Origin of the sequence: Pseudomonas sp. ICMP22404 (genome assembly GCF_006227205.1) — a bacterium.
In the GTDB taxonomy this organism is placed as follows: domain Bacteria; phylum Pseudomonadota; class Gammaproteobacteria; order Pseudomonadales; family Pseudomonadaceae; genus Aquipseudomonas.
Window position 1 is genome coordinate 87,115 of the sequence record NZ_VCNG01000020.1, and the last position, 13,128, is coordinate 100,242.

A 13,128-nucleotide genomic window follows, 5' to 3' on the forward strand; every position below is an offset into this window, starting at 1 on the left:
ACGCTCACAGGCCGGTTCCCAGCCTCCGTTTTCGTCGCCACAAGCCCCGATCCTGCGTTTGCCCTGGCGTATTTCCCCTCTGTTGCGGAATGCCGCGCAACCCCAGGCACCGGGCTTGAGTCGTTCGCTTTCGCAGGCCGGCGCCGTGCAGGGTGGTGTAGGTATCGACCGCTCATCGCTTTAGGAATGCTGCATGTCCACCCCCACAGTCCGCGAACAATTCCTTGTCATCAGTGCCCTTGGCGCCAACCCCATGGAGCTGACCAACGTCCTGTGCCGCGCCAGCCATGAAAACCGCTGCGCCGTCGTGACCTCACGCCTGACTCGCCACGGCGAATGCAGTGCGCTCGTGCTTGAGGTTTCCGGCAGTTGGGACGCCCTGGCCCGCCTGGAAGGCAGCCTGCCGGTATTGGCCAAGAAGCACACCTTCACCGTCAACGTGGTGCGCAGCGCAGCGCTGGAAAACCGTCCACAGGCCCTGCCCTACGTGGCCTATGTGAGCTCGGCCTACCGGCCGGACATCATCAACGAGCTGTGCCAGTTCTTCATGGACCACCATGTCGAGCTGGAGAACCTCACCTGCGACACCTACCAGGCTCCACAGACCGGCGGCACCATGCTCAACGCCACGTTCACCGTGACCCTGCCGGCCGGCACCCAGATCAGTTGGCTGCGCGATCAGTTCCTGGACTTCGCCGATGCGATGAACCTGGACGCCCTGATCGAACCGTGGCGCCCACAAAACCCAATGTAAGGAAGCGCTCATGGCCGTTGCCATCGACCAGCCGGTTACCGATTTCCAGGCGCCCGCCACCAGCGGGCAGACCGTCAGCCTCGCTGCCCTGAAAGGCAAGCAGGTGGTGATCTACTTCTACCCGAAGGACAGCACCCCAGGCTGCACCACCGAAGGCCAGGACTTTCGTGACCAATACCCACAGTTCAAGGCGGCCAACACCGAAGTGTTCGGCGTCTCCCGGGACAGCCTCAAGTCCCACGAGAACTTCAAGTGCAAGCAGGAGTTTCCGTTCGAGCTGATCAGCGACAAGGACGAAGCCATCTGCCAATTGTTCGATGTGATCAAGCTGAAAAAGCTCTATGGCAAGGAATACCTGGGCGTGGATCGCAGCACATTCCTGATCGACAAGAACGGCGTGCTGCGCCAGGAATGGCGCGGTGTGAAAGTGCCTGGGCATGTGGATGCCGTGCTGGCGGCGGCTCAGGCGCTCGATAAGGCCTGAGGCTTTTTATTGCCTGTCGGGCCCCATCGCGAGCAGGCTCGCTCCCACAGGGTTCTACACAATCCATGTGGGAGCGAGCCTGCTCGCGATGAGGCCATCAGCCTCACCTGATCAGTCAGCTAGAGCAACGGCGCCACAATCGGTTCCTTGCTCGGCCACGCATCCAGCACAGCCTTGAACAGCGTCGCCAGGGGAATCGCAAAGAATACCCCCCAGAACCCCCACAGCCCACCAAACAGCAGCACCGCGCAAATGATCGCCACCGGATGCAGGTTCACCGCTTCGGAGAACAGCAACGGCACCAGCACGTTGCCGTCCAGCGTCTGGATGATGCCGTAGACCGCCATCAGGTAAATGAACTGATCGCTCCAGCCCCACTGGAACAGCGCAATCAAGGCCACCGGTACGGTCACCACCACCGTGCCGACATAAGGCACCACCACCGAAATCCCCACCAGCAGCGCCAGCAATGCGGCGTAATTGAGCCCGAGGGCCACGAAGCCGATGTAGGTCACGCCACCGCAGATGAACACCTCGATGACCTTTCCGCGAATGTAGTTGGCGATCTGGCGATTCATCTCCTGGGCCACCCGGGTAATCAGCGCCCGCTCACGCGGCAGGTAGCCACGAACCCAGCGCCCGATCATTTCCCGGTCCTTGAGAAAGAAAAACACCAGGATCGGGACCAGCACCAGGTAAATCATGATGTTCACCAGCAGCGGCAGGCTGGACAACGAAAACGTCAGTGCCCACTGGCCGAACTTGCCGATCTGGCCGCGCACCACTTCGATGGTCTGGAGTACCTGCTCGTCCGATACCAAATGCGGATAGCGCTCGGGCAGCAGCAATAACAGGGACTGCCATTTGGCGAGCATGCCCGGCAACTCGTTGAACAGCGTCACCAACTGGTGCCAGAGCAGTGGCACGATCATCACGATGAACACCACCAACAGCCCCATGAACAGCGCAAATACCAGGCCCACCGCCACGGTGCCGGGCAGCCGCAGGCGTTCCAGCGTCGTCACCAGTCCTTGCATCAGGTACGCCAGCACCATCCCCGCCAGCACTGGCGCCAGCATGCCACCCAAGGTGAGGACCGCGGCGAACCCCAGGAATAGCAGCACTGCCAGCACCACCGCCTCTTCGTCGGAGAAGTAGCGCTGAATCCAGTCGCGTAACACTTTGAACATTAAAATTCCTTAAGCAACGCCATCGATTATTCAGGCTTTCTTCAGCCAGTAACGGTAGACACCGTCATCGTCTTCTTCATGCAGCAGCGTATGACCGGCCAGCCGGGCGAAGGTGCGGAAATCACGCTGGGAGCCCGCGTCCGTGGCGATGACCTTGAGCACGGCGCCACTGGCCAGGCGGTTGAGCTCCAGCTTGGCCTTGAGCAATGGCAACGGACAATTCAGGCCGCTGGCATCCAGTTCGGCATCGTGGGCTACAGCATCGGTCATGGGTTCACTCCGCAGCAGGTCGTAGAGCCGTCTAGAATATCTGGTCCCGGGCCCGGTGTCCGGCTACAGTAGGGTCTTTGTCGACTAAGGCCCCGTGCATGACATTTCTGCGCCCCACCCTGCTGACGCTCGCTTGCCTGCTCGCCTCACCAGGCTTCGCCGACGACCTGCCGTCACTTGGCGATGCCAGTTCTGCCGTTGTCTCGCCGGAGCAGGAACACCAGTTGGGTCGCGCCTGGCTCGCCCTGCTGCGCAGCCAGGTCGCACAACTCAACGATCCACAGCTCAAGGATTACGTCGAGACCAGCGTGTACAAGCTGGTGGAAACCAGCCAGGTCAACGACCGCCGCCTGGAATTCATTTTGATCAACAGCCCGCAGCTCAACGCCTTCGCCGCACCCGGCGGGATCGTCGGGGTCAACGGCGGCCTGTTTCTCAACGCCCAGACCGAAGGCGAATACGCCTCGGTGATGGCCCACGAACTGGCTCACCTGTCACAACGCCACTTCGCCCGTGGCGTCGAAGCCCAACAGCGCATGCAGGTTCCGATGATGGCCGCGCTGCTGACCGGTATCGTGATCGCCGCTGCCGGCGGTGGCGATGCGGGGATCGCAGCCATTGCCGGGACCCAGGCGGCCGCCATCCAGGAACAACGGCGTTTCTCGCGCCAGAATGAGCAGGAAGCCGACCGCATCGGTATCCAGAACCTGGAAAAGGCCGGCTACGATCCACGCTCCATGCCGACCATGTTCGAACGCCTGATGCGCCAGTACCGCTTCGACGCGAGACCTCCTGAATTCTTGCTGACTCACCCGGTCACCGAGTCGCGGATCGCCGACACCCGCAACCGTGCCGAACAGGCCAAGCCGGGCGGCACGGAAGACAGCATGCGCTATCAACTGATCCGCGCACGCGTCCAGTTGATCTATGAGGAAACCCCTGGCTTGGGCGCCAAGCGTTTCCGAGCGCAACTGGATGAAAACCCCAAGAATGACGTGGCCCGCTATGGCCTGGCGATTGCGCAGATCAAGGGCGGCCAGTTGAACGAAGCCCGGGAGAACCTCGCGCCACTGCTGGCCAAGTCACCCAACGAAATCATCTACAACCTGGCCCAGGTCGATCTGGACATCACCAGCAACAAGCTGACCGACGCTCAATCTCGCGTTGACCGGATGCTGACCCAATACCCGGGCAACTACCCACTCAATCAGGTGCGGGTCGACCTGCTACTCAAGCAGAACCGCCCCGCCGACGCCGAGAAGGCTTTGGAAAACCTGCTCAAGACCCGTCCGGACGATCCGGATGTCTGGTACATGGTGGCCGAGACCCGCGGCCTGTCGGGGAACATCATCGGTTTGCACCAGGCCCGCGCCGAGTACTTCGCCCTGGTGGGCGACTACCGCCAGGCCATCCAACAACTGGACTTCGCCAAGCGGCGCGCCGGCACCAACTTCCCGCTGTCGTCACGCATCGATGCGCGCCAACGGGAGCTCATGGAACAGGAGCGCATGGTCAAGGACATGATGGGTTAAGAAGACCGGTATCCACGGCCAGGCACTGTCCTCCTGTGGGAGCGAGCCTGCTCGCGAAAGCGGTGGGTCAGCTTGCAATGTTGTTGGATGTGCCAGCCCCTTCGCGAGTAGGCTCGCTCCCACAGGGGCCACATATTCGCCAATGGGTGCCCATTCACCGGGCACAAAAAAACCGCCTCTCTCGAGGCGGTTTTTCATTGAGCCGCTAACCGATCATTCGGCCAGCTTGAAGGTGATGAAGCTCGCACGCCCTTGGCGCAGAACCCGCATAGAGACCGAGCGATTCTTCGGCAAGGCCTTGGCGATCTCGGTGAACTCCTTGGTGGAACCAATCGCCTGGTTGTTCAGGTGCGTGATGATGTCACCGGGTTGCAGGCCGATGAGGGCGGCAGGACCGTCCTGCACTTCCTTGATCACCACCCCACCCTGCAATTCCAGGGCTTTCTTCTGCTCGGCCGTCAGCTCGACCACCGCCACACCCAGGCGATTGCTGCTGCGCTCGACGCCGGACTTGGGTTGCGATTCCAGCTCCGCGCCCTCTTCAGGAATGGCACCGACCGTCAGCTCGACGTTCTTGCGCTTGCCCTCGCGAATCACTTCCAGGTTGGCCTTGGCACCGGCCTTGAGCGCACCCACCAGGTGCGGCAGGTCCGCGGACATGATGATCGGCTGATCATTGAGCTTCAGGATCACATCACCAACCTGCAGGCCACCCTTGGCAGCCGGACCACCTTCCTGGATCTGCGCCACCAGCGCACCGGCTGGTTTTTCCAGCCCGAACGACTCGGCCAGATCCTTGTTCACCTCTTGGATGACCACGCCCAACCAGCCGCGACTGACCTTGCCTTCGCTTTTCAACTGGTTCGATACGTCCATGGCCACATCGATTGGAATCGCGAAGGACACGCCCATGAAACCGCCCGAACGGGTGTAGATCTGGGAGTTGATGCCCACCACTTCGCCGGACAGATTGAACAACGGACCACCGGAGTTGCCCGGGTTGATCGGCACGTCGGTCTGGATGAACGGAACGTAGTTTTCGTTCGGCAGGCTGCGACCGATCGCACTGACGATGCCCTGGGTCACGGTGTGGTCGAAGCCGAACGGCGAGCCAATGGCCACGACCCACTGACCGGCCTTGAGGTCCTGGGACTTGCCGAGCTTGAGGACCGGCAGGTCCTTGCCGTCGATTTTCAGCAGCGCCACGTCGGAACGCGGGTCGGTACCGATCAGCTTGGCCTTGAGCTCACTGCGATCGGCCAGGCGCACCAGGATTTCGTCGGCATCGGCGATCACATGGTTATTGGTCAGGATGTAGCCATCGGGCGAGATAATGAAACCCGAGCCCAGGGACTGCGCTTCACGCTGACGGCCACCGCCTGGCGAACGCGGCTGCTGCGGCATTCCGCGCTCCAGGAACTCGCGCAACATCGGGGGTAACCCTTCGAGATCGGGCATCTGCTGGTCCGAGACACGGCGATCCGGCAGCTTCTGGGTGGTACTGATGTTCACCACCGCAGGCGAGGCGTTTTCGACCAGCTGAGTAAAGTCAGGCAAGCTGTCCGCCACGGCCGGAACGGCCTGGCCGAGCACCAGCACGGTGGCAAGGATGGAGAAATAGGTTTTCAAGCTTGGTATCGACATACGGCTCCCGTTACGACGAGCAGGGTTAAGCGATATGGAACAAGAAATACCGGTGGAATGACACGCCGGTATCAACGTCCCGGAAAAACAGGCAAGGCCAGAGCCGAGCGGCTCTGACCTAATAGAAAAAAAACAGAAGTTTTGCAAATGAAAATGCTGACAGGAAGTTTCGGCATTTCGATCAAGACCGAACCACCGCGCCAGCACGTTACTGAGTCGCCGTGGCATCGGAACGCATCGAAAGCGCGATCCGTTCCGCCGTACCGATAGGGATCTCGCCGACCACGGTCACCATCATTTCGCCCTGCGGCGTCGTGAGGCGACGAGAGACGGCCGCCGTCGGGCCAAGCTGGGTACGCGTGTCGGTGACGTTTGCGCCATTCAGCGGTTCCAGGAATACCGAGAAACGGGCCAGACCATCGTCGTACATCAGGCTGCTGACCTGAACGTTGGTCTCCGGGTCTTTGCGCACAGCGCTGTTGGTCAACTCGAAGCCGGGGGGAAGCCAATCAGAATGCCATGTAGCCTTCGCCACAGCAGCCTTACCGACTTCCTGGACGACTGCCTTGCACTCGGCGCTGGCTTGCAAGTCGCTGTCCGCCGGCTCCGCAGTATTCAGTCGCGTAAACTGGAAGCGCTCGAGCAACTGACCCTTGTCGTTAAGCAGCAAGGACTTGAGCGGCAAGCCGGTCTCTTTGTCCAGGTGCAACTCGAAGCCGTAGCGATGCTGGTCCTTGGGCGTCAGGGAAACGATAACAGTCGGTCGCCCGGCCACGCGCGACTTGCCGATAACGGCAAGGTCGTACCAATTCTTGAGTTTTTGCGGATCGAGCGCACGGGCAGTGCCCTCGGTATTCCCAATCCCTGGGATCAGGGCACCGCTCACGCATTGAGTATGTCCATCAATGCGCAGGACTTCCTGTGCCGAGCCGTCCTGCTGGAGCAACCGCTCGCGTACTTTGCCATCCTGGGCGCGATGCCAGATGTTATGGGTAGAAAAACTACCGTTGCGCTCGTAGACGAAGGTGCCTTGAAAGCTTTGCTGTTGCTCGGCCTGGCCCATACGATTCAGCCAGTCCTGAGCCTCATCGGCGTACGCTGGGCCAGCACACCAGCCACCCAGCAGCAGCGTGAATAGAGGTATGGCGCGCAAGGGTTATCCTTAACGGTTTTCCAGACTGGCGGCACGGGCGTAAGGCAATGCGCTTTCAGTTCCCTTCAGGGCAGCCTGTTGGGCATGCTGACGCAGGTAGTTGGGCAGACGCTGATCATGCCAACCTGGCTGACCTTGCAGAACACCATTGACCATGGGGCCAGCAGCTTCCGAGCTTTCGCTGTAACCGGCCAGTACCGCCGGGCCCTTGACCTGTGGAGCGACCAGGCCTGGCTGGCTGGACTGCTGCGCCATCTGTACACCGGCGATCTCATCCTGGTTATACAGACGTACACCGGCCAGAACGGCGACGGTCACCGAAGCGGCCACTGCCAGACGACCCAGGTTGCGCCATGGGCTGCGGGATACTTTTGCCGGTACGGCTTCGTCAGCCAATGCAGCAGAAACGGCCGCAGCGATGTCCAGGCGCGGAAGCAGCAGGTCCTTGTGCATGACAGCCCGGGCGATCTGGTAACGCGCCCAGGTCTCACGGGTTTCAACATCGTCAAAGGCATTCAATACCCGACGCAATTCCAGTTCGTCCGCTTCGTTATCCATCACTGCGGACAGCGATTCCTGCAGGGCTTCACGACTCATGGCGTTCCTCTCTTGGCTGTCGCCGCTGTCTCTAGTTTTCCTGCAACAACGGCTGCAGGGCTTTATCGATGGCCTCCCGGGCGCGGAAGATCCGGGAGCGCACGGTGCCTACCGGACATTGCATCACGCTCGCAATGTCCTCGTAACTCAGACCGTCGAATTCACGTAAAGTTAACGCCGTACGCAAATCTTCAGGCAGTTGCTGGATGGTCCGATGGACGGTGCCCTCGATCTCATCCCGCAGCAATGCTCGCTCCGGGGATTCGAGATCCTTGAGGCCATGATCGCCGTCGTAGAACTCTGCATCTTCGGAACTCACATCGCTATCCGGCGGCCGGCGGCCGCGTGAAACCAGATAGTTTTTCGCCGTGTTAATGGCGATGCGGTAAAGCCACGTATAAAACGCGCTGTCCCCGCGAAAATTACCAAGTGCGCGATAGGCCTTGATGAAGGCTTCTTGAGCGACATCCTGGGCTTCATGGGTGTCGTGCACAAACCGCACGATCAACCCGAGAATTTTGTGCTGGTATTTCAGCACTAGCAGATCGAAAGCTCGCTTGTCGCCGCGCTGAACACGTTCGACCAGCTGCTGATCCTCTTCCTGGGTTAGCATGAACACTCCTCGATAAGCTCGAAGGAGGCTTGCATGACTAATTGACCGGACTTGCAAACATAGACTCGGGCTTTTCGCAAAAGTTCTCCCCCTTTCAAGCAAGTTTCCGGCGTGCTCTGATCCCGGCACGCACGAAAAACGCAGCACGAGATTCCCCGGCTGCGCGAATAATCTGTCACCGGGCCTGCTGGCAAGGACTCTCAATCGAAGTCTTGCACCAACCCGACGCTGTTCCCTTTTGCAGACAACCGTCTATTGAACGTAGGCGCTTGGCAAAAGTTCCCGCCATTTATAGCCATTCAAGGCAGACATTGGTCAACCGTGACGAGATCAACCGCGTTTGTCCTCGAAAAGGCGCTTTTGTCATCCATCGGCGAAAAAACCGATCCGACGAAACGCGGTGCTTTTCTGTCACGTTGGTTTCACATTGCCATGAATGCCCGACTATTGTGCCGTTCCACCCCTCTATATACTAGTGGGCTGCGTGGCTGCCTGACTCCGCTGAAGCGGATCTCTCGCGCCAACCCCGACCCGGGTCGCCTTGAGCGGAAACCTATCGAATGAGCCAACAGTTTCAACACGATGTTCTGGTAATCGGCAGCGGTGCCGCCGGATTGAGCCTTGCACTGACGTTGCCGGAGCACTTGCGCATCGCAGTGCTGAGCAAAGGCGACCTGGCCAATGGCTCGACATTCTGGGCACAGGGCGGCGTTGCAGCCGTGCTCGATGACACCGACACCATCGAGTCCCATGTCGACGACACCCTTAACGCCGGCGGCGGCCTGTGCAACCCTGAAGCGGTGCGCTTCACTGTCGAGCACAGCCGCGAGGCCATCCAGTGGCTGATCGACCAGGGCGTGCCCTTTACTCGCGACGAGCAATCCGGCACGGAAGACGGCGGGTTCGAATTCCACCTGACCCGTGAGGGCGGCCACAGCCATCGGCGCATCATCCATGCCGCCGATGCCACCGGTGCGGCGATTTTCAAGACGCTGCTGGCCCAGGCACAGCGGCGACCGAATATCGAGCTGCTGGAGCAGCGAGTCGCCGTCGACCTGATCACCGAAAAGCGCCTGGGCCTGGCCGGCGACCGCTGCCTCGGCGCCTACGTGCTCAACCGGGGCACCGGCGAAGTCGACACCTATGGCGCACGCTTCGTGATCCTGGCGTCCGGTGGCGCAGCCAAGGTCTATCTATATACCAGCAATCCCGACGGCGCCTGCGGCGACGGTATCGCCATGGCATGGCGCTCGGGTTGCCGGGTCGCGAACCTGGAGTTCAATCAGTTCCACCCCACCTGCCTCTATCACCCACTGGCGAAGAGCTTCCTGGTCACCGAGGCCCTGCGTGGCGAAGGCGCGCACTTGAAGCTGCCCAATGGCGAGCGCTTCATGCAGCGCTTCGACTCGCGCGCCGAGCTGGCACCGCGAGACATCGTCGCCCGGGCCATCGACCATGAAATGAAACGCCTGGGTATCGACTGCGTTTACCTGGATATCAGCCATAAACCCGAGGCGTTCATCAAAAGCCATTTCCCGACGGTGTACGAGCGCTGCCTGGAATTTTCCATCGACATCACCAAACAGCCGATCCCGGTGGTGCCGGCGGCGCATTACACGTGCGGCGGCGTGATGGTCGACCAGCAGGGCCGCACCGACGTACCGGGCCTGTACGCCATTGGCGAAACCAGCTTCACAGGCCTTCATGGCGCCAACCGCATGGCCAGCAACTCGCTGCTGGAGTGTTTCGTCTATGCCCGTTCAGCCGCGGCGGACATCCTCGAACAGTTGCCGCAGATTGCCATTCCCGCCGCCCTGCCCTCCTGGGACGCCAGCCAGGTTACCGACTCGGACGAAGACGTGATCATTGCCCACAACTGGGATGAACTGCGACGGTTCATGTGGGACTACGTGGGTATCGTGCGCACCAACAAGCGCCTGCAACGGGCCCAGCATCGGGTGCGCCTGCTGCTGGACGAGATCGACGAGTTCTACAGCAACTACAAAGTCAGCCGTGACCTGATCGAACTGCGTAACCTGGCCCAGGTTGCCGAGCTGATGATTCGCTCGGCCATGGAACGCAAGGAAAGCCGAGGGCTGCATTACACCCTCGACTATCCGAACCTGCTGCCCGAGGCATTGGACACTATCCTGGTGCCGCCCACCTACGCCGACTGAACCTGAGCCGCACCCGCAGGCGCCGATGAAGATCGGCTGCCAGCGCGTCGCGGGGCACGCACAGCGAGCGGATCCGCCGCTCACCCTTCAAGCGAAAGCGCAGTATCACGATCAATGGCAGTGCCAGGCTGTCGGGGCGCAACTGCACCGCCTGCCAGCCATCGGCCTTGTTCCAGAGCTGCCAGCCATCAACGTCCCGACGCAAGCCGCGGAATGCCTGGCGATGAGTCAGCAACACGTGTCGCGGTATCGTCCAGGCAGCATGGACCAGGCACAGCACAACACCAAGCCCTGCAAACCCTGGAGGGACAGCCATCAGGAACAACGAGCCCAGCGCGAAGAGCTGGGCCAGGAGATAGGCCGCCAGCAGTTGCCCGGAGGCCTGCCAGCGGCATTCGAAGCGATTACTTCGGTTGGACACGGTCCAGGATCATCCGGACCATGCGTTGCAGTTCCGGATCTTCGGATTCGCTGCGCTCCATGAACCAGCCGAACATGTCCTGGTCTTCACATTCGAGCAGGCGGACATAGCAGGCACGGTCCACTTCATTAAGATGGGGGTAGACCTCTTTCACGAATGGCACCAGCAAGACATCAAGCTCAAGCATGCCGCGGCGGCTGTGCCAGTAGAGGCGATTCAGTTCTACATCTTCGACCATGGAGCGCTCCTCAAATAGAGCGCAAGTATACAGGCACCGCCGCGGTGAAACAGACAGCTTTGGTCGGTCGCCACCGATCCTTTGTGAACTACCCATTTCAAGGGCGCGCCCTTATGATGTCCACCAGACTTTTTACCCTGCGATGACTCATGGCTGATTCCGCTTTTTTCTGCACCCTGTCCCACGAAGGCGTTCTTGCGGTCCGCGGCGTGGACGCCGGCAAATTCCTGCAGGGCCAATTGACCTGCAACCTCAACTACCTGAGCGACAGCCGGGCCAGCCTCGGTGCCCGTTGCACCCAGAAGGGCCGGATGCAATCGAGCTTTCGGATCCTGCTCGAAGGCGACGGTGTGCTGATGGCAATGGCCACCGAATTGCTCGAGCCGCAATTGGCGGACCTGAAGAAATACGCGGTATTTTCCAAATCCAAGCTCACTGACGAAAGTGCAGCCTGGGTTCGCTTCGGTCTGGAGAATGCCGACACGGCGCTGACTCAACTGGGCCTGGCGCTGCCGGCCGACATCGACAGCGTGGCGCGCCACGAGTCCTTGATCGCCCTGCGCGTGTCCCCCGGTCGAGTCGAGCTGTGGGCGCCTGCCGAACAGGCCGACATGCTCAAAACCCGTCTGCGCGCAACCTTGGCCGAGACGGACCTGAACCCGTGGCTGCTGGGCCAGATCCGCGCAGGCATCGGCCAGGTCATGCCTGCCACCCGCGAGCTGTTCATTCCGCAGATGCTCAACCTGCAAGCCGTCGGCGGCGTGAGTTTCAAGAAAGGCTGCTACACCGGCCAGGAAATCGTTGCCCGCATGCAGTACCTGGGCAAGCTCAAGCGACGCTTGTATCGGCTGCAGCTGGATGCCAGCGAACTGCCGGAACCCGGCACGGCATTGTTCTCTCCCGCTCACGGCAGCGCCATCGGTGAGGTGGTGATCGCAGCGCAAGCCGAGCGAAACATTGAACTGCTGGCGGTGTTGCAGGCCGAAGCAGCAGAAGAGGGCAATGTACATCTCGGTAGCCTGGAAGGCCCGATACTGAAATTGCTGGACCTGCCTTACGAACTGGATCGCGACCGCGAAATCCAGCGCTGATCGCAGCATTTGTCGCAATACCTAGAGAATCGAAATGAGCGATTTGGCGGATAAGGTCCAACGGGACTTGGTAGAGGCCATCGATAACGATGACCTGGTTCTGCCGACATTGCCGGAAGTGGCCCTGCAGATTCGCCGGGCCGCCGAGGACCCGGAAATCAGCGTCAGTGACCTGAGCAAGGTGATCGGTCGCGACACGGCACTTTCGGCGCGCCTGATAAAAGTGGTCAACAGCCCTTTGCTGCGCGCCACCCAGGAAGTTACCGACCTGCACACGGCCATTACCCGGCTGGGCGTCAATTACAGCAGCAACCTGGCCATCGGTCTGGTCATGGAGCAGATCTTCCATGCCCGCTCCGAGGTGGTGGAGCAGAAGATGCGCGATGTCTGGCGTAGAAGCCTGGAGATCGCCGGAGTCAGCTATGCGTTGTGCCGCACTTATACACAGCTCAAGCCCGATCAGGCCGCGCTGGGAGGGTTGGTGCACCAGATCGGCGTACTGCCGATCCTGACCTACGCCGAAGACCATAACGAACTGCTGTCAGACCCGGTCAGCCTCAACCATGTCATCGAAACGATTCACCCCGTGCTGGGAGACAAGCTGCTCAGCGTCTGGGAGTTTCCGGAGAGGCTGGTGAAACTGCCAGGCCTGTACCTGGATTTCGCCCGGGAATCCCGGCAACTCGACTACGTCGACCTGGTGCAGGTCGCTGCGCTGTACTGCTACAAGGACACTAATCATCCCCTCGGCAGGATTGACGCCTTCAAGGTGCCATCATTCCAGAAGCTGGGTATCGACCCGGACGACAAGGAACGATGCGCTCATCTCGAAGAAGCGCGATCGATGTTTTACTAGACCAGGCTGCTCACCTGTGGCGAGGGGATGTAGCGAAACTTCGCACCGCCCCGTTGGCGAAGCGGCCCTCCGCGTTCTGTCTGATACAACGTAGGGGGCCGCTTCGCA

General features: G+C 60.6%; 14 protein-coding genes. 6 read left to right on the forward strand and 8 right to left on the reverse strand.

Going from position 1 to position 13,128, the window contains the following annotated elements:
- The first annotated feature begins 193 nt into the window (after nt 1–193).
- Both FGE05_RS26695 and FGE05_RS26700 read left to right on the forward strand, forming a co-directional pair.
- A complete protein-coding gene (locus tag FGE05_RS26695; RefSeq protein WP_041020812.1) occupies nt 194–754 on the forward strand; it encodes a glycine cleavage system protein R in 561 nt (186 codons plus the stop codon).
- 10 nt (nt 755–764) lie between these two features.
- Nucleotides 765–1,238 (forward strand): peroxiredoxin, encoded by a 474-nt coding sequence (locus FGE05_RS26700; RefSeq protein ID WP_139649667.1) that lies wholly within the window; start codon nt 765–767, stop codon nt 1,236–1,238.
- A 119-nt stretch (nt 1,239–1,357) separates the two neighbouring features.
- Here the strand turns inward: FGE05_RS26700 and FGE05_RS26705 are convergent, their stop codons facing one another.
- Nucleotides 1,358–2,428 (reverse strand): AI-2E family transporter, encoded by a 1,071-nt coding sequence (locus tag FGE05_RS26705; protein WP_139649669.1) that lies wholly within the window; start codon nt 2,426–2,428, stop codon nt 1,358–1,360.
- A gap of 30 nt (nt 2,429–2,458) precedes the next feature.
- Nucleotides 2,459–2,698 (reverse strand): sulfurtransferase TusA family protein, encoded by a 240-nt coding sequence (locus tag FGE05_RS26710; protein ID WP_139649671.1) that lies wholly within the window; start codon nt 2,696–2,698, stop codon nt 2,459–2,461.
- A 98-nt stretch (nt 2,699–2,796) separates the two neighbouring features.
- Between FGE05_RS26710 and FGE05_RS26715 the strand changes: the two genes are divergently transcribed.
- On the forward strand, nt 2,797–4,230 hold the full coding sequence (locus tag FGE05_RS26715) for a M48 family metalloprotease (RefSeq protein ID WP_139649673.1): 1,434 nt from the start codon (nt 2,797–2,799) through the stop codon (nt 4,228–4,230).
- Nucleotides 4,231–4,443: 213 nt separating this feature from the next.
- On the opposite strand, the gene FGE05_RS26725 is transcribed toward FGE05_RS26715, so the two are convergent.
- The 4 genes from FGE05_RS26725 to rpoE all read right to left on the reverse strand — a co-directional run bounded on the left by FGE05_RS26725 (nt 4,444) and on the right by rpoE (nt 8,237).
- Nucleotides 4,444–5,874: a DegQ family serine endoprotease gene (locus FGE05_RS26725; RefSeq protein WP_139649674.1), complete on the reverse strand. Its 1,431-nt coding sequence runs from the start codon at nt 5,872–5,874 to the stop codon at nt 4,444–4,446.
- Between the two features lie 208 nt (nt 5,875–6,082).
- A complete protein-coding gene (locus FGE05_RS26730) occupies nt 6,083–7,027 on the reverse strand; it encodes a MucB/RseB C-terminal domain-containing protein (RefSeq protein WP_139649676.1) in 945 nt (314 codons plus the stop codon).
- Nucleotides 7,028–7,036: 9 nt separating this feature from the next.
- Nucleotides 7,037–7,624: a sigma-E factor negative regulatory protein gene (locus FGE05_RS26735; RefSeq protein WP_139649678.1), complete on the reverse strand. Its 588-nt coding sequence runs from the start codon at nt 7,622–7,624 to the stop codon at nt 7,037–7,039.
- A gap of 31 nt (nt 7,625–7,655) precedes the next feature.
- Nucleotides 7,656–8,237, reverse strand: coding sequence for an RNA polymerase sigma factor RpoE (gene rpoE, locus FGE05_RS26740; RefSeq protein WP_003172477.1), 582 nt, complete (start codon nt 8,235–8,237; stop codon nt 7,656–7,658).
- A 560-nt stretch (nt 8,238–8,797) separates the two neighbouring features.
- Here rpoE and nadB point away from each other — a divergent pair.
- Entirely contained in the window at nt 8,798–10,414 is a 1,617-nt protein-coding gene (gene nadB, locus FGE05_RS26745) for an L-aspartate oxidase (RefSeq protein ID WP_139649680.1), read from the forward strand.
- On the opposite strand, the gene FGE05_RS26750 is transcribed toward nadB, so the two are convergent.
- Both FGE05_RS26750 and FGE05_RS26755 read right to left on the reverse strand, forming a co-directional pair.
- Nucleotides 10,383–10,835: a protein YgfX gene (locus FGE05_RS26750; RefSeq protein WP_139649682.1), complete on the reverse strand. Its 453-nt coding sequence runs from the start codon at nt 10,833–10,835 to the stop codon at nt 10,383–10,385. The two genes, nadB and FGE05_RS26750, sit on opposite strands and share 32 nt — an antisense overlap.
- Nucleotides 10,819–11,073 carry a succinate dehydrogenase assembly factor 2 gene (locus FGE05_RS26755; protein WP_003184348.1) on the reverse strand — a complete coding sequence of 85 codons (255 nt, stop codon included), beginning with the start codon at nt 11,071–11,073 and terminating at the stop codon, nt 10,819–10,821. The genes FGE05_RS26750 and FGE05_RS26755 overlap by 17 nt, the downstream gene beginning before the upstream one ends.
- Before the next feature lie 149 nt (nt 11,074–11,222).
- On the opposite strand from FGE05_RS26755, the gene FGE05_RS26760 reads away from it, so the two are divergent.
- Both FGE05_RS26760 and FGE05_RS26765 read left to right on the forward strand, forming a co-directional pair.
- Nucleotides 11,223–12,164: a folate-binding protein YgfZ gene (locus FGE05_RS26760; RefSeq protein ID WP_139649684.1), complete on the forward strand. Its 942-nt coding sequence runs from the start codon at nt 11,223–11,225 to the stop codon at nt 12,162–12,164.
- 34 nt (nt 12,165–12,198) lie between these two features.
- Nucleotides 12,199–13,020 (forward strand): HDOD domain-containing protein, encoded by an 822-nt coding sequence (locus FGE05_RS26765; RefSeq protein ID WP_139649686.1) that lies wholly within the window; start codon nt 12,199–12,201, stop codon nt 13,018–13,020.
- The last annotated feature ends 108 nt before the right edge of the window (nt 13,021–13,128 follow it).

What these genes read in the sequence shown, in the direction of transcription:
- FGE05_RS26765 (WP_139649686.1), top strand. Translation starts at nt 12,199, where the DNA reads ATGAGCGATTTGGCGGATAAGGTCCAACGGGACTTGGTAGAGGCCATC.
- FGE05_RS26760 (WP_139649684.1), top strand. Translation starts at nt 11,223, where the DNA reads ATGGCTGATTCCGCTTTTTTCTGCACCCTGTCCCACGAAGGCGTTCTT.
- FGE05_RS26705 (WP_139649669.1), bottom strand. Translation starts at nt 2,428, where the DNA reads ATGTTCAAAGTGTTACGCGACTGGATTCAGCGCTACTTCTCCGACGAA.
- FGE05_RS26735 (WP_139649678.1), bottom strand. Translation starts at nt 7,624, where the DNA reads ATGAGTCGTGAAGCCCTGCAGGAATCGCTGTCCGCAGTGATGGATAAC.
- FGE05_RS26710 (WP_139649671.1), bottom strand. Translation starts at nt 2,698, where the DNA reads ATGACCGATGCTGTAGCCCACGATGCCGAACTGGATGCCAGCGGCCTG.
- rpoE (WP_003172477.1), bottom strand. Translation starts at nt 8,237, where the DNA reads ATGCTAACCCAGGAAGAGGATCAGCAGCTGGTCGAACGTGTTCAGCGC.
- FGE05_RS26695 (WP_041020812.1), top strand. Translation starts at nt 194, where the DNA reads ATGTCCACCCCCACAGTCCGCGAACAATTCCTTGTCATCAGTGCCCTT.
- FGE05_RS26755 (WP_003184348.1), bottom strand. Translation starts at nt 11,073, where the DNA reads ATGGTCGAAGATGTAGAACTGAATCGCCTCTACTGGCACAGCCGCCGC.
- FGE05_RS26700 (WP_139649667.1), top strand. Translation starts at nt 765, where the DNA reads ATGGCCGTTGCCATCGACCAGCCGGTTACCGATTTCCAGGCGCCCGCC.
- FGE05_RS26715 (WP_139649673.1), top strand. Translation starts at nt 2,797, where the DNA reads ATGACATTTCTGCGCCCCACCCTGCTGACGCTCGCTTGCCTGCTCGCC.
- nadB (WP_139649680.1), top strand. Translation starts at nt 8,798, where the DNA reads ATGAGCCAACAGTTTCAACACGATGTTCTGGTAATCGGCAGCGGTGCC.
- FGE05_RS26725 (WP_139649674.1), bottom strand. Translation starts at nt 5,874, where the DNA reads ATGTCGATACCAAGCTTGAAAACCTATTTCTCCATCCTTGCCACCGTG.